This is a genomic window from Pseudomonas sp. 273 (assembly GCF_029201425.1).
Classification (GTDB): Bacteria; Pseudomonadota; Gammaproteobacteria; order Pseudomonadales; family Pseudomonadaceae; genus Pseudomonas; species Pseudomonas delhiensis.
This window is the reverse complement of the sequence record NZ_CP116775.1, coordinates 4,137,899-4,159,577: the sequence shown is the minus strand read 5'-3', so window position 1 is coordinate 4,159,577 and position 21,679 is coordinate 4,137,899. Positions and strand designations below refer to the sequence as shown.

General features: G+C 67.9%; 16 protein-coding genes and 2 pseudogenes. 9 read left to right on the top strand and 9 right to left on the bottom strand.

Annotation, left to right across the window (positions count from 1 at the left end; genetic code table 11):
* Positions 1 to 135: 135 nt before the first annotated feature.
* The 6 genes and pseudogenes from PKO50_RS18900 to PKO50_RS18875 all read right to left on the bottom strand — a co-directional run bounded on the left by PKO50_RS18900 (position 136) and on the right by PKO50_RS18875 (position 6,851).
* Positions 136 to 807 carry a DUF1275 family protein gene (locus PKO50_RS18900; RefSeq protein ID WP_109935870.1) on the bottom strand — a complete coding sequence of 224 codons (672 nt, stop codon included), beginning with the start codon at positions 805 to 807 and terminating at the stop codon, positions 136 to 138.
* 150 nt (positions 808 to 957) lie between these two features.
* On the bottom strand, positions 958 to 1,230 hold the full coding sequence (locus PKO50_RS18895; protein WP_109935871.1) for a XapX domain-containing protein: 273 nt from the start codon (positions 1,228 to 1,230) through the stop codon (positions 958 to 960).
* A gap of 116 nt (positions 1,231 to 1,346) precedes the next feature.
* Positions 1,347 to 2,039 (bottom strand): hydrolase, encoded by a 693-nt coding sequence (locus PKO50_RS18890; protein WP_275626921.1) that lies wholly within the window; start codon positions 2,037 to 2,039, stop codon positions 1,347 to 1,349.
* 159 nt (positions 2,040 to 2,198) lie between these two features.
* Positions 2,199 to 3,473 (bottom strand): OprD family porin, encoded by a 1,275-nt coding sequence (locus tag PKO50_RS18885; RefSeq protein WP_275626920.1) that lies wholly within the window; start codon positions 3,471 to 3,473, stop codon positions 2,199 to 2,201.
* A gap of 46 nt (positions 3,474 to 3,519) precedes the next feature.
* Positions 3,520 to 5,357 (bottom strand): annotated as a pseudogene (locus tag PKO50_RS18880) (amidohydrolase).
* A 573-nt stretch (positions 5,358 to 5,930) separates the two neighbouring features.
* Positions 5,931 to 6,851, bottom strand: a complete 921-nt coding sequence (locus PKO50_RS18875; protein WP_109935876.1) for a LysR family transcriptional regulator — start codon at positions 6,849 to 6,851, stop codon at positions 5,931 to 5,933.
* A 234-nt stretch (positions 6,852 to 7,085) separates the two neighbouring features.
* Here PKO50_RS18875 and PKO50_RS18870 point away from each other — a divergent pair, with 234 nt between their 5' ends.
* On the top strand, positions 7,086 to 7,682 hold the full coding sequence (locus PKO50_RS18870) for a hypothetical protein (protein ID WP_275626919.1): 597 nt from the start codon (positions 7,086 to 7,088) through the stop codon (positions 7,680 to 7,682).
* Between the two features lie 11 nt (positions 7,683 to 7,693).
* Positions 7,694 to 7,978 carry an AraC family transcriptional regulator gene (locus PKO50_RS18865; protein ID WP_275626918.1) on the top strand — a complete coding sequence of 95 codons (285 nt, stop codon included), beginning with the start codon at positions 7,694 to 7,696 and terminating at the stop codon, positions 7,976 to 7,978.
* A gap of 84 nt (positions 7,979 to 8,062) precedes the next feature.
* Here PKO50_RS18865 and PKO50_RS18860 read toward each other — a convergent pair.
* Positions 8,063 to 8,304: pseudogene (locus tag PKO50_RS18860) on the bottom strand (penicillin-binding transpeptidase domain-containing protein); the annotation flags it as partial.
* A gap of 9 nt (positions 8,305 to 8,313) precedes the next feature.
* On the opposite strand from PKO50_RS18860, the gene PKO50_RS18855 reads away from it, so the two are divergent.
* From PKO50_RS18855 to PKO50_RS18835, 5 genes are all read left to right on the top strand, one after another.
* Positions 8,314 to 8,835, top strand: a complete 522-nt coding sequence (locus tag PKO50_RS18855; protein WP_346770482.1) for an OprD family outer membrane porin — start codon at positions 8,314 to 8,316, stop codon at positions 8,833 to 8,835.
* A 179-nt stretch (positions 8,836 to 9,014) separates the two neighbouring features.
* Entirely contained in the window at positions 9,015 to 10,976 is a 1,962-nt protein-coding gene (locus tag PKO50_RS18850) for a TonB-dependent receptor (protein WP_275626917.1), read from the top strand.
* On the top strand, positions 10,976 to 14,827 hold the full coding sequence (cobN, locus tag PKO50_RS18845) for a cobaltochelatase subunit CobN (RefSeq protein ID WP_275626916.1): 3,852 nt from the start codon (positions 10,976 to 10,978) through the stop codon (positions 14,825 to 14,827). The genes PKO50_RS18850 and cobN overlap by 1 nt, the downstream gene beginning before the upstream one ends.
* On the top strand, positions 14,824 to 15,300 hold the full coding sequence (locus tag PKO50_RS18840; protein WP_089394432.1) for a MotA/TolQ/ExbB proton channel family protein: 477 nt from the start codon (positions 14,824 to 14,826) through the stop codon (positions 15,298 to 15,300). The genes cobN and PKO50_RS18840 overlap by 4 nt, the downstream gene beginning before the upstream one ends.
* Positions 15,300 to 15,617 carry a DUF2149 domain-containing protein gene (locus PKO50_RS18835; protein ID WP_089394431.1) on the top strand — a complete coding sequence of 106 codons (318 nt, stop codon included), beginning with the start codon at positions 15,300 to 15,302 and terminating at the stop codon, positions 15,615 to 15,617. Before PKO50_RS18840 ends, PKO50_RS18835 begins: the two co-directional genes overlap by 1 nt.
* Before the next feature lie 396 nt (positions 15,618 to 16,013).
* Here the strand turns inward: PKO50_RS18835 and PKO50_RS18830 are convergent, their stop codons facing one another.
* Together PKO50_RS18830 and PKO50_RS18825 are read right to left on the bottom strand one after the other, a co-directional pair.
* Entirely contained in the window at positions 16,014 to 17,174 is a 1,161-nt protein-coding gene (locus tag PKO50_RS18830) for an HD-GYP domain-containing protein (RefSeq protein ID WP_109935880.1), read from the bottom strand.
* A gap of 255 nt (positions 17,175 to 17,429) precedes the next feature.
* Complete coding sequence (locus PKO50_RS18825; protein ID WP_109935881.1) at positions 17,430 to 18,335, bottom strand: LysR family transcriptional regulator; 906 nt, start codon at positions 18,333 to 18,335, stop codon at positions 17,430 to 17,432.
* Positions 18,336 to 18,937: 602 nt separating this feature from the next.
* On the opposite strand from PKO50_RS18825, the gene PKO50_RS18820 reads away from it, so the two are divergent.
* Positions 18,938 to 19,924, top strand: a complete 987-nt coding sequence (locus tag PKO50_RS18820; RefSeq protein ID WP_256595952.1) for an SMP-30/gluconolactonase/LRE family protein — start codon at positions 18,938 to 18,940, stop codon at positions 19,922 to 19,924.
* A gap of 66 nt (positions 19,925 to 19,990) precedes the next feature.
* Positions 19,991 to 21,667, top strand: a complete 1,677-nt coding sequence (locus PKO50_RS18815; protein ID WP_109935882.1) for a DUF1302 domain-containing protein — start codon at positions 19,991 to 19,993, stop codon at positions 21,665 to 21,667.
* Positions 21,668 to 21,679: the final 12 nt, after the last annotated feature.

Below are 21,679 nucleotides of genomic sequence, written 5' to 3'. Positions count from 1 at the left end.
CTAGATGTGTTTGGCCTTGTGCTCGAACTGTGCGGACGACTGGCCGCTCTCCCTGGGCATCAGGCCGGTACCTGGTCCAAAATCCGTGGTGCGAGTTGCATCGACGAGCTCTGATGGGCAGCCCCCTCTTGGACGCTACGAAACCTGGCCCACCCCACCGCGCGAACCGACAAGCGCTGCAGCCAGGGCGATGGCGGGCGGCACGGCGAAGCACCACATCCCCACCCAGGCGTAGGCGAGTGCCGACAGGCCGCACCCGGCGGCAAAGACCAGGATGGCGAATGCCATCTTGCGCATCCTGCCCAGGGCGAGGGAGCGCGCCGGGGCGTCCACACCGCGCAGGAGGTCGGCCAGGTCGAGCATGATCTGCGTGGTGGTTCCGGTCATCAGCGTCGAGGGTGGCGCGCTTGACAGGTGCATGCGCTGAAGGGCGTTCTGGATGGCCATGGCGGCGACCAGCAGCATGCCTGCGGTGAAAGCGGGGGCCGCGTCAGCATCTTGAAACGGCCCGGATGCGATCAGGATGGCGGCGGCGGCCGACAGCAGGGGAATCTTGGCGAGCATCAGCCATCCCGGCGAGCGGATCAGCCTCGCCAGCACCACGCACAGGCAAAAGATCGGCAAGGCCGAGAGCTTGGCCAGGGCGCCACCGGTCCCGTGCACCAGTGTCGCGCCCAGGGTGACGAAGTTGCCGGTGACATGGGCCGTGAACAGCCCATGCAGGGCGAGAAAGCCGGCGGTATCGACATAGCCGGCGTTGAACCCCAGCAGTCCGGCGAGCGTGGGTGAGACGGCGGGCTGTTCCATGGTGGCTCCTTCGATACGATGGCGGGCAGGGCGCATTGAGCGGACAACAACCGCGAAGGTGGATCGCGGAAGCCCTCTGGCTGCCGCAGGTGCCGGGGATGCGCTCGAGCCCTCCGGGCAGTGGGGCGTTATCCCATGGCGCCAAGCCGTTCACGTCCGTTCCCGTTCGGGCGCCTCTTCCGACGCATGCCGTCCAGGCAGTTGGCCCAGCACATGGCGGGTGGCCTGCGTCTTGTCGCAGGCCGTGCTGAAGGCTGTGCCGTTCAGCAACTGCTTGCCGACCGGGATGATCTGTTCGCCCACCAGGATGCCGAGCAGGCCGACCAGGGCCACCAGCGGCGGGGCGGGCGAGCGTACGTTCAGCAGGCTGTAGATGACGCCGACCAGCAGGCCGGCGCCCAGGGACAGGACATACAGTTTCATGGTTCACCTCGACTCCGGGACGGGGCGCGGGCGCCTGGCCGGAGCGTGCATGAAGGTCGGGGATGGGCCCTGGGGGGACCGACAATGCGGTTCCCCCCGGGGCTCGTGGTGCGGCCTTACTTGGCCGGGTTCGGGCCGATGCGCTCGCCGTGCTGCACGCGCTCGGGCGCCTTGTGGACCATGGTGTAGGCGTAGTCCACGCCCATGCCGTAGGCGCCGGAGTGATCCTTGACCAGCGCCATGACGTCCTCGTAGGTTTCCTTGCGGGCCCAGTCGCGCTGCCATTCCAGCACCACCTGCTGCCAGGTCACCGGTACGATCCCGGCCTGGATCATGCGGTCCATCGCATACTTGTGGGCATCTGCCGAGGTGCCGCCCGAGGCGTCGGCCACCATGTAGATCTCGTAGTCGGTGTCGTGCAGGCACGACAGGGCGAAGGTCGTGTTGCACACCTCGGTCCACAGCCCCGAGACGACGACCTTCCTGCGGCCCTGGGCCGCGTTCGCGGCCAGTGCGTCACGCACGTTCTGGTCGTCCCAGGAGTTCATCGAGGTGCGCTCCAGGATCCTGTTTTCCGGGAACACCGCCAGCAGTTCCGGGTAGGTGTAGCCGGAGAAGCCTTCGGTCTCGACCGTGGTGATGGTGGTCGGGATCTTGAAGGCCTTGGCGCCCCTGGCCAGCGCGACGACGTTGTTCTTCAGGACCTGGCGGTCGATCGACTGCACGCCGAAGGCCATCTGGGGCTGCTGGTCGATGAAGATGACCTGGCTGTTCTGCGGGGTCAGGAGTTCAAGGTATTTGTTGGTCATGGGACTCTTCCTTCATGGATCGAGTGGATGGAGCGCGGCGTAGATGCCGCGCCGGGTGGTCGGCGGTCTGTCCGTGACGACGAGCCACGGCCCAGGCCGCGCGCGGGGAATGCCGCGGGAACGCTCCGTGGCCCGTTGCCGAGGCCGAGCGGGCAGGGTTCATAGGGCGCCCTTGAGGGGGTATTCGATGATCAGGTACAGGCGGTCGATGTCGTCGCCGCCCTGGGCCGCGTCGGCGCGGTGGCTGACCTGCGAGAGGTACAGCGAAAGGTCCTTGGCCGGGCCGGACTGGAAGACGTAGCGCAGCTCGCTGTCGCGCTCCCAGTGGCGGCCGCCGCGGCCGTACGTCCCGGCGTAGGCGCCATCGGCGGGGGCATGGCTGCCGTCGATGCCGCTGCCGCGCACGTAGCGGGCCATGAAGCCCAGGCCGGGTACGCCGAGCACGCCCAGGTCGAGGTCGTAGCGCAGTTGCCAGGACTTCTCGCCGGGGCCGTTGAAGTCGGCGTACTTGATGGAGTTGGCCAGGTAGATGGAGTCGCCGCCGACGAAGTCGAAGGGGGTGTCGCCGTCGACCTGCTGGTAGGCGAGGGTCAGGGCCTGGGCGCCGAAGCGCTGGCGCGCCGACAGGCTCCAGGCGGTGGTGTCCATCGCCCCGGCGCGGGCCTGGCCTTCGTCGCGGGTCTTGTACAGGTTGCCATCGACCAGCAGGCCGGCGTGGCCGTAGTGCAGGTTCAGGTAGTACTGGCGCCAGGTGTCGTCGAGCTGGCCGGCGAACAGCGAGCCGCCGAAGTCACTTTTGGGGGCGAAGTCGGCGCCGGCGAAGCTCAGGGCGCTGCCGCGGGTGCTGGCGCCATAGCCATCGAAGTCGCCGTGTGCGTAGGCCGAGTCCTGGTTCCTGAAGGCGGTGAAGCGCCCGGCCTGGATGCGCAGGTTGTCGAACTCCCGCACCTCGAGCAGGGTGCCGCTGGCGTATTCCGGCTGCAGGCGCTTGTCGCCGGTGTCGAAGACGGGCGTCTCCACGGTCATCTCGCCGAACTTCAGGGTGCTGCGGGAGAGGTCCAGCTTCAGCGCGCCGCCGACGTCGGAATAGTCGTCGGCCGCGGAGCCGTCGGCATTGCGCGGCAGCAGGCCGGTGCCGGCGTGACCGCGGCCGCCGTCGAGCTTGAGGCCGAGGAAGGCGTGGGCGTCGAAGCCCAGCCCGAGGGCGCCCGGGGTGAAGCCCGAGCGGAAGTCGGCGATGAAGCCCTGGGCCCATTCCTGGCGCAGGCTCTGGCCGCTGGGCGAGGGCCGGGTGCGGTAGTCGTTCTGCAGGAAATAGTTACGTCCGAGCAGCGACCACTGCGCGCCGTCCAGCAGGCCGCCGTGGGGCGCGGCGCAAGTGACCGAGGCGGCGCAGGCCAGGGAGGGCAGGAGGATGTAGGGGGCTCGGACCATCGCGGGTTCTCGCTGGGGGCGCGGGCCGCCAGGCCCGCGCCGGCTTTCAGAAGGCGAAGCAGGAGCAGCCGAAGGCGCCCCAGAAGCCCTGGAAGTCGCTGACCGGCACGTTCGACCGGCGCGCCCGCCCGTGATCGTGGGCGTGCACGGCGCAGGCACCGACGCACTGGTGCACCTGCGCTGCGAGCGGCGCGGCCGGTTTCCAGTGGCCGGGGACCTTGGCCACCGGCGACCAGTCGGGTAGCACCGGCAGTGCCGGCGGCGCCAGCTTGTCGAACTCGCCGGCAGCGTGGACGATCTTGCCGCCGACCACGGTCAGCACCGATTCGAGCCATTTGATCTGCTCTTGCTCGACGCTGAAGTAATCCGCGCTGAGCGCCGCCAGGTCCGCCAACTGGCCGACCTTGATCTGCCCCTTCTTGCCCTGCTCGCTGGAGAACCAGGCGCTGCCGTGGGTGAACAACTGCAGCGCGGTGTCGCGGGACAGGCCCTCGGGGTACAGGCTCAGCCCGCCCACGGTCTTGCCGCTGACCAGCCAGTACAGCGAGGTCCAGGGGTTGTAGCTGGACACGCGGGTGGCATCGGTGCCGGCGCCCACCGGCACGCCCTCGGCGAGCATGCGCTGGATCGGCGGGGTGGCCTCGGCGGCCTTGGCGCCGTAGCGGTCGACGAAGTATTCGCCCTGGAAGGCCATGCGGTCCTGGATGGCGATGCCGCCGCCCAGCGCCCGCACGCGCTCGATGTTCTGCGGCGTGATGGTTTCGGCGTGGTCGAAGAACCACGGCAGGCCGTTGAAGGGAATGTCGCGGTTGACCTTCTCGAACACGTCGAGCATGCGCGAGATGGATTCGTTGTAGGTGGCATGCAGGCGGAACGGCCAGCGTTGTTCCACCAGGTGGCGCACCACCGGCTCCAGGTCGGCTTCCATGTTCGGTGGCAGGTCCGGGCGCGGTTCGAGGAAGTCCTCGAAGTCGGCGGCGGAGAACACCAGCATCTCGCCGGCGCCGTTGTGGCGGAAGAAGTCGCTGCCCTGGCCGTACTTCACGCTGCCGGTCCAGTTCCTGAAGTCGGCCAGCTCTTCCTTGGGCTTCTGGGTGAACAGGTTGTAGGCGATGCGCACGCTCAGCTGGCCGGCGTCGGCCAATTGCTGAATGACCTGGTAGTCGTCGGGGTAGTTCTGGAAGCCGCCGCCGGCATCGATGGCGCTGGTCAGGCCCAGGCGGTTGAGCTCGCGCATGAACTGGCGGGTGGAGTTCACCTGATATTCCAGTGGCAGCTTCGGCCCCTTGGCCAGGGTGGCGTAGAGGATCATCGCGTTGGGCCGGGCGATGAGCATGCCGGTGGGGTTGCCGCTGCTGTCGCGGACGATCTCGCCACCGGGCGGGTTCGGCGTGTCCTTGGTGTAGCCGACCACGCGCAGGGCGGCGCGGTTGAGCAGGGCGCGGTCGTACAGGTGGAGGACGAACACCGGGGTGTCCGGGGCGGCCTGGTTCAGCTCGTCGAGGGTCGGCATGCGTTTCTCGGCGAACTGGAATTCGGTCCAGCCGCCGACCACGCGGACCCACTGCGGCGAAGGTGTGCGTTCGGCCTGCTCCTTGAGCAGGCGCAGGGCATCGGCCAGCGACGGCACGCCTTCCCAGCGCAGTTCGAGGTTGTAGTTCAGGCCCCGCGGATCAGGTGCAGGTGCGAGTCGTTGAGGCCGGGGATGACGGTGCGCCCCTTCAGGTCGACGACCTGGGTGGCGCTGCCGCGCAGGGCCATGGCCTGGGCGTCGGTGCCGACGGCGAGGAACTTGCCGTCCTTGATGGCCACGGCGCTGGCGGTGGGGTTTTCGCGATCCACGGTGTGGATGCGGCCATTGTGCAGGATCAGGTCGGCAATCATGGGGCTCCCTCGGGTTTCGGTAGGCGTGGAACCAGCCGCGCCGCTCAGGGGCAGGGCGGACAGCAGAGCTCCCGCGGCGCCTAGCACGGAGCCGGCGGCGAGAAAGTGGCGGCGGCTGGGGTTGGATGGGTCTTGGCTCATCGGGTGCTCCTCGGTCGGCGGGCAGGCAGCCAGGTGGCGAAACGGCGGCCGGCCGCCGGCACGAGCAGGTAGGTCAGCAGCACGGCTGACGAATAGCGCGACGGGCAGGTGGCCGCCCGGCCAGGGCAGCCGGACGGTAGCGGATGCCAGGGCTGTGGCAGGACGGCGCTTGGCGACAACCGGCGGGAAGGCCATGCCACCGTCCTGCCGGCATGGCGTTCAGTGGCCTTCGGAGGCGTCGATGGACCGGGTGGCGAAGGGCATCTGCGACCGGTGGCCGATCAGGGTGTGATCGGCCGGGCGCGGCAGCGTGTGGCCGGGGGCAGCCCATGGCGAAGAGTCTCCGGTGGGAACGTGGAGTGCAGACTGTGCGCTGGCCAGCTCCCCCCGGTCTTGTAGCGATGCGCGCATTTGGGACGTTTGTGCGCCCGCTCAGTCTCCGTCCAGGGCCCAGGGCGCATGGGCCAGGTGTTCACCCAGGAAGTCGAGCAGGGCGGTGACCCGCGCCGGGCGCAAGGGCCCGGGCGGCGTCACCAGGTTGATGTGGATATTGGCGATGTGCCAGTCCGCGAGGACTTCTTCCAGCGCCCCGCTCTTCAGGGCATCCCAGACGATGAACTCCGGCTGCAGCGCCAGGCCCTGGCCGGCCAGCAGCACGGGGCTGATGACGTCGGCATTGTTGCTGCTGAGCCGCCCGCGCACCGGCACGCTGCAGTCGCCCTGGGTCGGGTGGTGGAACTTCCAGGCCTCCGGCGTCGGCAGGTTGCTGTAGAGCAGGCAGCGGTGCTGCGCCAGGTCCTGCGGGTGGCGCGGGCGGCCGTGCCGGTCGAGGTATTCCGGCGTGGCTACCAGGGGCCGCCGGACGGCGCACAGCCGGCGTGACCTGAGGCTGGAGTCGGGCAGCTCGGCGATGCGCAGGGCGACGTCGAAGCCCCCGGCCACCACGTCGACCACCTGGTCGTCGAGGGACAGGTCCAGCTCTATTTCAGGGTAGCGCTCAAGAAACGCCGGGACGAGCGGCGCGAGGTACTTCAGGCCGAACGACATCGGCGCGGTCATGCGGATGCGGCCGCACGCCATGCTGGCCTGGGCGGAGGCCTCGGCTTCCGCGGCACGCCCTTCTTCGAGGATGCGCAAGGCCCGTTCCCAGGCTTGCGTACCGGCGGTGGTGAGCGAGAGCCGGCGCGAAGTGCGGTGGAGCAGGGGCGTGCCCAGGCGGCGTTCCAGGCGCGCGATGGCCTTGGACACGGTGGGCTGGGAGATGCCCAGCGCCTCGGCCGCGCCGGCGAAGGAACCGCTGTTGGCCACCTGGGCGAAGATCGCCCAGGCTTCCAGGTCGGGAAGGAGTTTCATGCATGATTCGGAATTGATGGAATTCCATTGATTCTATTTGTACTCATCCAGGCGCTCAATATCATCTTCCTCGAACGATCCGGGAGTGGCCGGGTGGCGGGGCGTCTATTCTGCAGTCTGTCGTCTCGCTGCAATGCAGGGGCTCTATACCGGGCTCACCAGGCATCGCCCCAAAGGGGCGTTCTGGAGCTTCGGGGCAATTGGACAGATGAATTCGAGCCGGGAGGGCAGGCCATGCGCTTGGACAAAAAGGCAGGGCAGGAAGCGGCCCGGGACGGGCAGGCGCGGGCGCCGGCGGCCCTCGGCAGCGGGAACTACTCGATCCTGCGCAAATGCGAGGAGCGTCCGGACGCCGAACAGGTGCTGAAGATCCCCTGCGACGATGCGTTCTCGGTCATCGTCCAGCTCCGGGACTTCGCCTCGCACCGTCTCTGGCGCGGCGGCAGCCTGGTGTACGACGGCGGCCATGCGCGGCAGAGCATGTCCATCGCCTACCTGGGCGACGAGGTGCGCTGCCAGCACCGGGCGGCCTACGACAACCTCCGCTTCACCCTGCCGTGCACCGCCATGAACGAATTGTTCTACGAGGAGGGCGTTCCGAGGCCCGTGGCGTTCGACAGGATCACCGGGCAGGTCGATCCCGTCGCCTACCACCTGGCGCAGGCCCTGCTGCCTGCGCTGGGCATGCCGGGCCAGGTCAACCAGTTGTTCATCGACCAGGTGATGCTCGCCTTGTGCACTCACCTCAACGCGCGCTACGGCGAGGCCCCGCGCCGCGGGAGTCGGCCAGGGGGCTGGCCGGCTGGCAACTGCGGCGTGCCCAGGAACTGATCGCCAACCATTTGAGCGACGGCCTGTCGGTAGCCCGCCTGGCTCAGGAGTGTGCGCTGTCCCGCAGCCACTTCACGCGCGCCTTCAAGCTCAGCACCGGCCTGTCGCCCCACGACTGGTTGCTGAGGAGGCGTGTGGAGAAGGCCAAGGAACTGATGCGCGACACTTCGCTGTGCCTGTCGCAGATAGGCCTGGACTGCGGCTTCGCCGACCAGTCGCATTTCTCCCGGGTATTCCTCCGCCTGGCCGGCATGTCCCCGGCCAACTGGCGGCGCTTCCAGCGCCTGGAGCGGTAGCGCAGGGCGATGCCGAGTCGTTTGCGGTTCAATGGTCGATTTCTCCATTGCCTCCAGAACTGCCCCCAGCCTCAGGGCGGTCGAGCCGGCCACGTGATAGCCGGGCACCCGGGCGCGATGGATGCCGCGAGGCGACTCGACCACCTGTTCGGGCATGGCCGCCACAGTACGTGCGACCCTTTCCGGAATGACCTGCTCGGGGCTCGGCGCGCGCTCGCGGCACCCAGCGACAGGGGCATCATCCGCCCGCCATTGGCCAGGGTGGCGTAGGCGTGGGCCAGCTGCACGGCGGTTACCGACAGGCCATAGCCGTACGACAGCATTGCTAAACGCCCATGCATGGACTCTCCCCAAGCCCCTTCGCTTTGGTGCTCATGCCGGACTGCATGCGTTTCCGATTTCGGCATCGCCTCGATGGGGGCCCAAGCGCTTCTACGAGCTATTCGCACATGCATGTTTGCAGGGGGGCGCTGATTCGGCCTGCTGCTGGTGGCCGGGCACAATCCGCTGGATGGCGTGCATTTCGCACCGGCCGCTGGGCGAGGGGAGGGCGTTGTCGCTGGAGCTCAACCTCTACCGCCGCCGCGATACTGGCAAGGCGTGGTGACAACACCGCCTGGGGCCTGCTTGGCGGCCATGGCTTCGGCCCGCAGTGGATCGGCCTGGGCTACCAGCAGGTGGACGGTGATTCGCCCTTCGGCTACGTCACGCGCGGCGCGATCTTCCTCGGCAACGCCGTGCAGCTGTCGGACTTCCACGCCCTCAACACGATCTCGACCTCGCGCCCCTTGGTGCCCGCGGCCTGTCACTGTCCGCGGCCTATGTGCGGAGTGGCGGAATCGATGGCAGCCATGTAGACCCGCGGGGCGGTTATGCCTGCCTGGGCTATCGCGAGGGTGGCCGGCACTGGAAGCGTGACCTGATGCTGCAGTAGCGAGTGGCCGAGTGTCCGGCGACGCTCCCTGCGTACTTTGATGGATTTACTTTAGTGTTACGTTATAACATGTCAATTAATTCTTCCAATACCTTCCAGACCATGACCCCGACTCCCTACTCGTGCCATTTCCCTTCACCGCGGCTGGCCCGTTCCATGCCGCTTGTCTGCCTCTTCCCCTGGCTGGCCATGGCCGCGCCGGTCGATCTCGAACCCACGGTGGTCAGCGCCACCACGACCGAACGCAAGCTCAGGGACGCGCCGGCCAGCGTGTCCGTGGTCACCGCCGAAGCGCTGCAGCAACGGCCGGTGCGCGACCTGCAGGAAGCCCTGCGGGGCTCGGAAAGCCTGCAGTTCAACGGCATCGGCCTGGAGCGGCGGGGCATCAGCATCCGCGGCATGAGCAGCGAACACACGCTGGTGCTGGTGGACGGCAAGCGCCTGGCGTCCTCGTCCGGCGCCATCGCCCACTCGGACTTCGACCTGGGCTGGGTGCCGGTGGAAAGCATCGAGCGCATCGAGGTCGTGCGCGGCCCGATGTCGTCTCTGTATGGCTCCGAGGCACTGGGCGGCGTGGTGAACGTCATCACTCGCCGGGCGACCGATGCCTGGCACGGCAGCGGCCTGCTCGACGGCGGCGTGCGCGAGGATGGCCTGGGCGGGCAGAACCAGCAGCTCGGCGTCTATGTCGCGGGGCCGCTGGTGCCCGGCAAGCTGGGGCTCAGCCTGAACGGCGAGACGCGCCGCCAGCAGGAGACGCCGGATGCCGACAATCGGCGCCTGTCCGAGCTGGAAGGGCGCAACGCCGACAGCGGCGGCCTGAACCTGAGCTGGACGCCGGACGAGGCCCAGCGCATCGACCTCGGCCATCAGCGCGGCCGCGAGCGGCGCTGGCGCAACAGCGAGACCGGCGGGGCGCGTTCGAGCTATTACGAGTCCCGCGACCGGATCGAGCGCGAGCAGTGGTCGCTCGCCCACAGCGGCGAGTGGGACTGGGGCAGCAGCCAGCTGCGCACCTACCGCAACCGCCTGGAGCGGCACAACGCGCGCTCCGACGCCCAGCCGGCCAGCGACCCGCAGCGCCTGACCGATACGGTGGTGGATGGCCATGTGAGCGTGCCGGCGTTCGACTGGCACCTGTTCAGCGTGGGCGGCGAATGGCGCAAGGAGCAGTTGGAGGACAGCACGGTGAACGCCGCTGGTGATGAAAGCGCGCGGCACAAGGCGCTGTTCCTGCAGGACGAGATCGCCTTCGCCCCCGACTGGTCGCTGACCCTCGGCAGCCGCTTCGACAAGCATGAGGCGTTCGGCTGGGAGAGCAGCCCGCGCCTGTACCTGCTGCACCACTACTCCGATGCGCTCAGCCTGCGCGCCGGCGTCGGCCGCGGCTACAAGGCGCCGAGCCTGAAGCAGCTGTCGCCGGAATACGCGGCGGTGGGTGGGGGAGGCCGCTTCACCATCTACGGCAACCCCGACCTGAAGCCGGAGACCAACACCTCCTACGAGCTGGGCGCGGACTACGAAGGGGAGGGCTGGTCGCTGAAGGGCACACTGTTCGAGAACGACGTGCGCGACCTGATCCAGACCGTCTGCGTGTCACGCTGCGGCGTGCGCGGCGCCGAGGTGCGCAACTACGAGAACGTCGAGAAGGCGCGCATCCGCGGCATCGAGCTGGGCGGCGGCATCGACCTGCCGGCCGACCTGCGCTGGGAACTCAACTACACCTACCTGGACGCGCGCAACCAGACCGTCGGCCAGCGTCTCGGCGACCGTTCCCGGCACCTCGCCAACAGCCTGCTGAAATGGACGCCGAACACGCGCTTCAGCGCACAGCTGCGCACGGAGTACGTCGGCAGCCAGGTGGCCTACAGCAGCAACGTCGGCTACGCCTTGCCGGCCTACAGCCTCTGGCACCTGGACCTGAACCAGAAGCTCAGCGACAACCTGACGCTGCGCGGCGGCATCGAGAACCTCGGCGACGAACGCCTGGCCGAGCAGAACGAAAACTTCACCTACGCCGAGGCGGGGCGCACCTTCCACATCGGCCTGGTGGCGAGCTTCTGATGCGCCGCCTGCTGATGTTCTGCTGTGCCCTGATGGGGTGCGCCGGCGCCTGGGCGGAGCCGGCGCAGGTGCGCGTGCTCAGCAGCGACTTCGTGCTGCCGGGCAAGCACCAGCGCCTGGCGGGCTGGGCCCGCGACGCCGGCGTGCAGCTGCAAGGCCTGCGCCTGGGCGAGGGCGGCGAACCGGATGCCCGCTGGCTGGACGGGGCCGACCTGCTGATCCTCGATACCCCGCGCCCCGGCGACCGGGCGCAGGTCGAGCAGGCACTGGGCGACCTGTTGCAGCGCCGGCCGTTGCCCTGGATCCGCGTCGGTGGCGGCGCGCCGGGCTTCGGCAACCTGCCGGCGCCCCTGGCGGAGCGGCTGGTCGGCTACTACGCCAATGGCGGCGAGGCCAACCTGCGCCACCTGTTCGAACTGCTCCAGCGCCAGCACGCCGGGCTGCCGACCGATGCCGTGCCGGCGCCGCAGCGCCTGCCGCAAACGGGCTTCTACCACCCCGATGCGCCGGCGCCGTTCGCCAACCTCGCCGACTACCTGGCCTGGGCCACGCCACGCTGGGCGAAGGACGCGCCGCGGATCGCCTTCGTGATCCCGCGCAGCGCCATCGCCGACGCCCAGACCGCAGCCATCGACGAACTGCTGCGCCGCAGCGAGCGGCATGGCCAGGCGCCCCTGGCGCTGTGGTTCGACGACGGCGACGCGCAAGCGCTGACACGGTCGTTCGCCGGGGCCGGCATCCAGGCGCTGGTCAACCTGCAGCACCTGCAGAACGGCCCGGCCCGGCGCGCCGAGTTCCTCGCCCTGGACGTCCCGGTGCTGCAGACCCTCGGCTACCGCGACGGCAGCGAGGCCGACTGGCTCGCCGCCGCCAGCGGGATTCCGCCGCGCACCGCGGCGGCCTTCCTCGGCGTGCCGGAAACCTGGGGCATGAGCGACCCCCTGGTGATCAGCGCCCTGGAACACGGCGAGCCGAAGCTGATGGCGGGGCAGGCCGAGGCCCTGCTCGGCAAGCTCGACCGCCTGGTGCGGCTGCGCCGCCTGCCGACGGCGCAGAAGCACCTGGCGCTGATGTTCTGGAACCACCCCGAGGGCGAGAAGAACGTCGCCGCCTCGCATCTCAACGTACCGGCCAGCCTGGCCAGGCTGGGCGAGGCGCTGCACGGGGCCGGCTACCTGGTGCCGGCAACCTCGGAGGCCGCGCTGATCGACACGGCGCAGCGCCTGCTCGGCGGCTACTACCGCCCGGACACCCTCGATGCGCTGTACCGCGACGGCCTGGCCGCCAGCCTGCCGCTGGATGCCTACCTGCGCTGGTACGATGCCTTGCCGGCCCCGTTGCGCGAACAGTTGCGCCAGCGCTGGGGCGAGCCCGGCAAGCACTGGGCCTTGCGCGAGATCGACGGCCAGCGGCGCTTCCTGTTCCCGGCGGCACGCCTGGGCAACCTCCTGCTGCTGCCGCAGCCACCGCGCGCCGGCCGCCCGGGCGAGGCCTACCACGACAGCGCGGTGCCGCCGGACCACCTCTACCTGGCGGTCTACCAGTTCGTGCGCGAGGGCTTCGCCGCCGACGCGCTGATCCACTTCGGCACCCATGGCACCCAGGAATGGCTGCCCGGCAAGGACCGCGGGCTGGCCGCGGGTGACTACCCCATGCGCGTGCTCGGCGATCTGCCGGTGTTCTATCCGTACATCCAGGACAACGTCGGCGAGGCGATCCAGGCGCGCCGGCGCGGGCGTGCGGTCATCGTCAGCCACCAGACACCGTCCTTCGCCCCGGCGGGCCTGTACGACGAACTGCGCGACCTGCACCACCTGATCCACGAATACCAGCAGCTGGACGAGGGCGCCGTGCGTGAGCGCAGCGCCGAGCAGATCCGCGCCGCGGTGCTGGCCTCGCACCTGCAGGACGACCTGGGCTGGAGCGAGGAGGCGATGCGCCAGGACTTCCCCGCGTTCCTCGCGCAGCTCCACGACCACCTGCACGGGCTCGCCGGAGCGGCCATGCCGCTGGGCCTGCACACCTTCGGCGTCGCCGCGGCGCCGGAGCTGCGCCTGAGCACCGTGATGCAGCAACTGGGCGAGCCCTACTACCGGGCACTCGGCCTCGACCCCAACGAGCTGTTCGCCCGCGACTTCAAGGCCCTGCAGGAAAGCCGCGCCTACCGCACCCTGCAACGCTACCTGCGCGAGGACGGCGATATTGGCGCGGTCGCCGAGCCGCGCCTGCGCGAGCAGTTGCTGCGGGCACGGGTGCTGGACCGCCAGCTCGGCGAGACCGGCGAACTCGAGGCGCTGCTCGCCGGCCTGGCCGGGCGCTTCGTGGCGCCGGGCCCCGGCGGCGATCCGATCCGCAACCCCGGGGTGCCCAGCGGACGCAACCTCTATGCCTTCGAAGCGGACAAGGTACCGACCCGGGCCGCCTACGAGGCCGGCGACGAGGCGTTCCGCCAACTGCTGGAGAACTACCGGGCGGAGCACCAGGGCCAGGCGCCGGACAAGCTCGCCTTCAGTCTCTGGTCCTCGGAAACCATGCGCCACCTGGGTATCGTCGAAAGCGAGGTGCTGCACGCCCTCGGCCTGCGCCCGCGCTGGGATGCGGGCGGCCGCCTGCTGGCGCTGGACATCGTGCCGGCGACGGAGCTGGGCCGGCCGCGGGTGGACGTGGTGCTGCAGGTGACCAGCGTCTACCGCGACCAGTTCGACGGCTTCATGCGCCTGCTCGCGCAGGCCATCGAGCGCCTGGCCAGCCTGGACGAGCCGGGCAACCCGCTGGCCGCCAACAGCCGCGCGCTGGAACGGCGCCTGCGCGAGCAGGGCGTGGCGCCAGACATGGCGCAGCGGCTGTCGCGCCTTCGCCTGTTCGGCAACGCGCCGGGCGACTATGGCACCGGCCTGCCGCAACTGGCCCTGGACTCCACCCGCTGGGACGACGATTCGGCCCTCGCCGAGCAGTTCCTCGGCCGCCTGCAGTACGCCTACGGCAGCCGCGACTGGGGTGTGAAGCTGGACGGCGGCAACCTGTTCGCCGAACAGCTGAAGGGCGTGCGGGCGGCGATCCTGTCGCGCTCCTCGACGCTCAACGGCGTGCTCGCCAGCGACCATCCGTTCGAGTTCCTCGGCGGCCTGTCGCTGGCCGTCCGCCACCTGGACGGCGCCAGCCCGGCGCTGTACATCGCCGACCTGCGCCAGCGCGAGCCGCGAACCACGGGCGCGGCGCAATTCCTCGCCAACGAGCTGCGCGGGCGCTACCTCAACCCGCAATGGATCAGCGCCATGCAGCGCGAAGGCTACGCCGGCAGCCTGGAAATGCTCGACCTGGCCAACAACCTGTGGGGCTGGCAGGCGGCGGACCGCAGCATGGTCCGTGCCGACCAGTGGCAGGCGCTGCACGACACCTTCGTCATGGACCGCCGCCAGCTCGGCCTCGCCGAATGGTTCCAGCAGCACAACCCGAGGGCCCAGGCGCAGATCATCGAGCGCCTGGCCGAGGCCATTCGCAAGGGCTACTGGGATGCCAGCGAACAGACCCGCCGCGAACTGGCGGAGCGCTGGCAACAACTGGCCGCCGCCGGCGCGGGGCAGGGGAGCGAAGCGACGACCCGGGCCTTCATCGAGCAGATGGCCGCCGGCTTCGGCGAGTCCGCCGCCACGGCGCCGGCCGATGGCGCCACGGCCGCCGGTGCCGCCGAGGCGGTCAGCGGCCGCGTGCTCGAAGAGGTCGCGCCGCCCCAGGGGGGCGAGCCGGACGCGAGCATCCGCCTGGCCTTGGCGCTGCTACTGGTCCTGTTTATCGCCGGCGCCGGCCGGCAAGTCGTTATCAACCGCCGTTTGATGGAAAACCGCCCATGAATGCCCTGGAAACCAGCCTTTACGAACTGACGCGCCTGTTCCTGCTGCCGGTGCTGCTGCTGATCCTGGCCGCCCTGGCCTACGCCTTCATCGCCCTCGGCGGCTTCGCCGTGGAAGCCTGGCAGCGCCGCAGCGGGCGCTACCAGTCGCGCCTGGCGGCCTGGCAGAGAGCCCACGGCGGCAACAGCGACGACCTCGAACTGTGGATCATGCAGCGCCTGGAATGGCTGCGCGTGACCTCGCGCAGCACGCCGATGCTCGGCCTGGTGGCGACCATGATCCCCATGGGGCCGGCCCTGCTGGCGCTGACCCGCAACGATGCGCAGGGTATCGGCGAGAACCTGGTGGTGGCGTTTTCCGCGGTGATCCTCGCCCTGGTCAGCGCCAGCATCACCTTCTTCGTCCTCACCGTGCGCCGCCGCTGGCTGCTCCAGGAACTGCGGGCCGTCGAGCGCGCGCAGGAGGGCAACTGATGCGCTTTCTCGAACACGACGAGGCGGACGACCCCATCCTCTCGATGGTCAACCTGATCGACCTGTTCCTGGTGGTGATCGGCATCCTGCTGATCGTGATCGTGCAGAACCCGCTCAACCCGTTCAGCCAGGACAAGGTGGTGGTGGTCGAGAACCCCGGGGAGGCGGACATGCGCCTGCTGGTCAAGGAGGGCAAGGAGCTGAAGCGCTACGAGGCCAGCGGCGAGATCGGCGAAGGCCAGGGCACCCGCGCCGGCGTGACCTACCGCCTGGCCGACGGGCGGATGATCTACGTGCCGGAAGATGCTGCACGGTGACCCCTCCCCGCCGCCCGCTACCTGCAGGTGCCCTCTGAAGGTTCTTGCTGTCAATGCGGGTATTTAACTTCGCTCTGCCCAGATGGCCAACTGCGTCTGCCTTGAAATGGACCGGGCTTTCCTGGATCTGCCAGTCCATGCCGGCTTCGCGCTGCCGGACCTCCAGCGACTGTCTCGGGGAACGGCGACAGCCCGACAAGTCGGAGCGCGCTCCGAAGCTCCCGCTATTTCGCCGGCTTCGCGATTGAAGCCGTGGCGGATGTAGATCTTCCTGGGGTTTCTCGGTGACGAACTCGGCCGAGCTGATGCATGTCGGATCGGCGCGTGCCACCACTGGCGGTACCGACCCTGACCTGGTGCAGCCTGATGCAGAGCCGTCATGTCATCTGAACTCGGCTAGAGATTCTCGGGAACGAGAAGACCCTTCTTGCGGTAATGCTCGATGTCGATGCCGAAGGCGCCGCTGGGGTGGACCAGATAGAGGTAGTAGGGTTTTCCCTGGTCGTCCTTCGGGTTCGTCGCCAGGTCGATGACCCGTTCCCGGCAGGGGCGTTTGTCGGCGTCCAGCACTCTCAGCAGCTTGGGCTTGAGCTTGTTGCCGGGTGGGCAGCCGATGATGATGCCGACTTCGCCGTTGCTCAGTTCGGCTATTTCCCCCGGCGGGTAGATGCCGATGAGTTTGACGAAGTGCGCGACCATCTCCTCGTCGAAGTGCGTGCCGGCTGCATCGAATACTATCCGCAGCGCTTCCAGGCTGGAGCGCCCCTTGCTGTAGACCCGGTCGCTGGTGATGGCATCGTAGGCGTCGACTATCGCCACCAGCTTCGCCACTTGCGGGATCTTGTCGTGCCGCAGGCCCCGGGGGTAGCCGCTGCCGTCCAGGCGCTCATGGTGGCAGTAGGCGGCATCGACGGCCGCCGGTGGCACGTCGCTGGTGCTCATGAGCAACTTGCGGCCGCTGTCGGCATGGGTCTGCATGATCAGGTATTCGTCCGCGGACAGCCGGCCGTTCTTGGTGAGTATCGGCAGCGGAACCTTGATTTTGCCGAGGTCGTGGAGCATGCCGCACATGCCGATGTCGACCAGTTCCCGGGGCAGCATGTCGAGCCTGCGGCCCAGGGAAATCGCATAGATGGCCGTTCTCAGCGAGTGCTCGGCGGTGTAGTCGTCCTTGTTCTTGATCTGGGTGAGCCAGAGCATTGCCGCGGGGTTGCGCAGGATGCTCTCGACGCACCCCTCGATGGTTCGCTTGACCCCGGGGATGTCCAGGGCCTGGCCCAGGCGCACCGCGTCCAGCAGGCCCCGGGAAACCTCCAGCGCTTCGCACCAGGTCTGCTGTGCCTGCTCGATCTCTTGCCTGAAGTCCACCTTGCCGATGAGCGGCACGAGCGCCATGTCGGGGTCCCCGGAGGGACCCTCGGGCAGGGACCGGGCCTCGACCCAGGCATGGTTCGCTATCTGCCTGATCCGCTCCAGCTCCTTCATGGTCCTGATCTGGAAACCACGGAACAGAAACGGGGTGTTTTCCCAGGACTCGTCGAGCTCCAGCACATACATTCCGACGGTCAATTCACAAACATCGATCCTTACTCTGTCTTTGGCACGCAATCGTTGTTCTCTGTGCAGTTTTCTTTACGAATAATATCAATATGACATCACTTTTGCCGAATTCATTGATCTGCATCAGTGGAATGGATTTCTTGTTTTCTGTTTTTGCGGGACGCTTCAAGGATTTTTTCTGATTCTTGCGGCAGGACAGGGGCCGGTGTTCGATAAAGCTGCATGTCGGTTCGCTTCCGGAAACGTCGACATCTAGATGGATGCAGCAACCTCTACGATCAGGCTGCGCAGCCAGGTCAGCCCAGGATCGTGCTGCTGGTACTTGTTCCACTGCATGGCGATGGTCAGGCGTGGGGCGGTCCAGGGCAATGGCAGGATCTTGAGGGGCAGGTAGGTGACCCAGCGCTCCGCCAGCAGGCGGTGCATCGTGGCCAGCCGTTCGGTGCCTATCAGGTAGGACGGCACGCTGTTGAAGGTGTTCGTGATCACGTCGAAGCGGCGCTCGATGTCGAACTTGTGCAGGAACCACTCGTCCACGGTGGGAACCCGCTTTTCGCCCCAGCGCACCAGCACGTGCTTCATTTGCTTGTACTGCTCGAAGCTCAGGGTCGACTCCGTCAGCGGGTTGTCGCGGCACATCACGCAGACGAATTCATCCTGGAACAGGGCCTGCGACGGGTGTTCGGTGGTGATCTGCAGGTCCGGCAGGAGCAGCAGGTCGATCTCGCCACGCTCGATCTGTTCGGTGGGCGCGTTGTGGGGCGGGAACATCTCTATCGAGCACAGGGGCGCGGACTGGTTGATCCGCCGGCTCACCTCCGGCATCAGCACGGTACCGACGTAGTCGGAGACGATGAGGCTGAATTTCCGGCTGGATTCCGCAGGTTTGAACAATGCGCGGTTTTCCAGGGTGGCACGCATCTGAATCAGCAACTCGCGGATCGGCAGCGTCAGGCCGTCACCCACCGGCGTGCGCACCATCCGGCGCCCGATCTGCACCAGCAGGTCGTCCTGGAAGTAGTCGCGCAGGCGGGCGAGGGCGGCGCTGGTGGCCGGCTGGCTGAGGTGCAGGCGCTCGCCCGCACGGGTGATGTTCTGCTCGGTGAGCAGGACGTCGAGGACGACCAGCAGGTTGAGGTCCAGACCGTAGAAACGCATCGGATTCGGCTCTTGTCGGCACGTCGGACGCCTGCCGATGGCGGGCGCCGAGATGATTGTTGTTGTTTTACCCGTCCGGGGGCGGGGGCTTTTTACAATCCACCGCAGTTATGGTTTGTATGTCAATTAAAAATTTCCCGAATGGTTCAGGGTTGCGTAATTTCGTCACTGCCCCGTCGCAGAACCGACAGGGGAAGACGCCAGGCCGATCGCCGCGGCGTGCAGAACAAGAACGAAAACCGGAGATGACCATGCGCTGCCACGCCTCAGGTACGTCCGGGCAGGACCTTGCCCCTTGCGCTTCGCTGCCGGCCAGTTCTGGCCCGGCATTCACCGACTCCTTCCCGAATCCGTCCGGGCCTCCCGAATGCGCGCGACCGCGCCGGGACGCCGCCTGGGCATGACCCCCGCGTACCCGTCGATCTGATGCCCCGTCCGGGCGCAGCGCGGGCACAGGTTCCATTACCCGACTCACCTGGTGCCAGCCGAAAGGCCCGGCGAGGTCCGGCTGCGCCGTCGATGGCGGCTGCACGGCCGGCGCCAGCAGTCCAGCACATAGGTATCGCATGATGGGTGGACACAATCCTCTCAAGGGATGGCAAGTGGATCGGCAAGCCATCCAGTTCATCGGGCATGACTTGCAACGTCCGGAGTGCATAGTCGCGCAGCCCGACGGCACGCTCTGGGCCGCCGATGCCCGCGGAGGCGTGATGCACATCGGCGCCGACGGCAGCCAGGTGCTGCTGGCGCCGCAGCAGGCGGCGGTTGCCGAGGTGTCCTTCGAGCAGCGCTACGTGCAGTCCCAGGGCGCCTCGCTGCCCAATGGCCTGGCGCTGACCGCCGAGGGCGAGTTCATCATCTGCAACTGGGGCCTGGATCGCATCGAGCGCCTGGACCGCCAGGGCCGCCTGCAGGTACTGCACGACCACCTGGATGGCCGCCCGCTGGGCAAGACCAACTTCCCTCTGCTCGATTCCAGGGGGCGCATCTGGTTCACCGTGACCACGACCATGCAGCCATGGACCGACTCGATCAATTCCGGTGTGCTCGATGGCTACATCGGGGTGATCGACGAGAAGGGCATCCGCATCGTCGCCGAGGGTTTCGGCGGCACCAACGAGATCCGTTTCGACGACAACGAAGAATGGCTCTACGTGGTCGAGAGCAACGTGCGGCGCATCTCGCGCTTGCGCCTGCGTCCCGACGGTTCCCTGGGCGAGCGGGAAATCTACGGGCCCAGCGAACTGGAGGGCTTCCCCGACGGCTTCGCCTTCGACAGCTACGGCAACCTCTGGGTGACGCTGGTGATGAGCGACAAGCTGATTGCCATCACGCCCGATGGCGAGGTGCTGACGCTGCTCGACGATGGCGACCCGCAGGCCACCGCGCGGCTCAACCGGCACTACGCCGACAAGACCCTGACCCCCGAGATCATGGCCGCGGCCCGCGGCACCCTCGCGCCCTGGATGGCCAGCCTGACCTTTGGCGGTCCCGACCTGAAGACGGTTTACCTGGGCAGCCTGCAAGGCACCCGCATCCCCTGGTTCCGCGCCCCGGTGGCCGGCCAGGCGCTGATTCACTGGCGCTAGCGCCTGCTGCCGTGGCGCCGAACGCCAACACCAGCATTGTCCCAAAACAAGAACAAGGATAAGACGATGAAACCCACGCTACATGCGAAGCCTCAGGCCCCGGGGCTCCCGGGCCTGCGCCTCCAGACCCTGGCCCTTGCGGTGCTCGCCACTCTCGGCAGCGCTCCCAGCGAAGCCTTCATGATCGATACCGACAACCCGGACCTGAAGATCCTCTGGGACACCACCGCGAAATACTCGGCGGCCTTCCGCGTCGAGGGCCAGGATTCGCGGCTGACTCGCGAGCCCCAGGCGAACTGGCCCAACACCGATGACGGCGACCGCAACTTCGACAAGGGGCTGATCTCCAATCGCCTGGATGTGCTCAGCGAATTCGACCTGACCTACCAGCAGCGCTATGGCTTCCGCGTGAGCGGCGCCGGCTGGTACGACACCGAGTACCACGGTCATAACGACAACGACTCGCCGGCCACCGCCAACGCCATCTCGGTGGACCATGACGAGTTCACCTCCGGCACGCGCAAGTTGCACGGCGGCAACGCGGAGGTGCTCGACGCCTTCGTGTTCGGCCGTTTCGACCTGGGCTCCATGCCGTTGACCGGCCGTCTCGGACGACATACCACCTTGTGGGGCGAAAGCCTGTTCTTCGGCGGCAACGGCATCGCCAACGCCCAGGCGCCGATCGATGTGGTGAAGGCGCAGTCGGTACCCAACACGCAGTTCAAGGAACTGATGCGCCCGGTCAACCAGGTGTCCGGCCAGTTGCAGCTCACCCCGGACGTTGCCATTGGCGCCTACTACCAGCTGGAGTGGGAGAAAAGCCTGCTGCCGGGCGCCGGCAGCTATTTCTCCGGTGTCGACTTCCTCAGCAACGGTGCGGAACGGATGCTGCTGGCCAGCGACGGCAGCAGCTACTTCCGCCGCATCAGCGATATCAAGGCTAAGGACTCGGGGCAGGGCGGCGTGCAACTGCGCTTCCGTGTCGGCGAGGTGGACTATGGCCTGTACGCAGTGCGCTACAACGAGAAGACCCCGCAGATCTACATCCTGCCGGGCGTCGGCGCCGGCGCTACCGACTCGGGCTACCGCGCCGGCAGCTATCGCTGGGTCTACCCGGAAGACGTCCGTTCCTTCGGCGCCAGCGCCTCGCGCACCTTCGGCGAGGTGAACGTCGCCGGGGAGATCTCCATCCGCCGCAACACTCCGCTCAGCAGCGATGCCCAGGTGGATTCTACCGGTACCGCCGATGGCGACGGCAACGTCCTCTACGCGGTGGGCAACTCGGTGCACGCACAGGTCAACTGGATGGCCAGCCTGGGGCCCAACTTCATCTCCAACGAGGCCGACCTGCTGGGCGAGATCGCCTGGAACCGCCTGAGCAGCGTGACCAAGAACCGCAGCGCGCTGAACCCCAATGCCGACCGCGACGCCACCAACATCCGCATGGTCTACGAGCCGAAATACCGCCAGGTCTACCCGGGCCTCGACCTTTCGGTGCCGATGGGGGTGGGCTACGGCCTGGACGGCAACTCGTCGGTGGTGGGCTCGTTCCTCGGCGAGCATGTCGGCGACCTCAACGTGGGGCTGAACGCCACCTACCTGGACGTCTGGCGCTTCGGTGTTTCCTACACCCACTACTTCGGCCCCGTGGACAACGCTATCGATGCCGATGGCCACGGTTCCTACAAGCAAAACCTGGCGGACCGCGATTTCGTCGCGGTGACCCTGCGTCGCACCTTCTGATCCTGCTGGAGA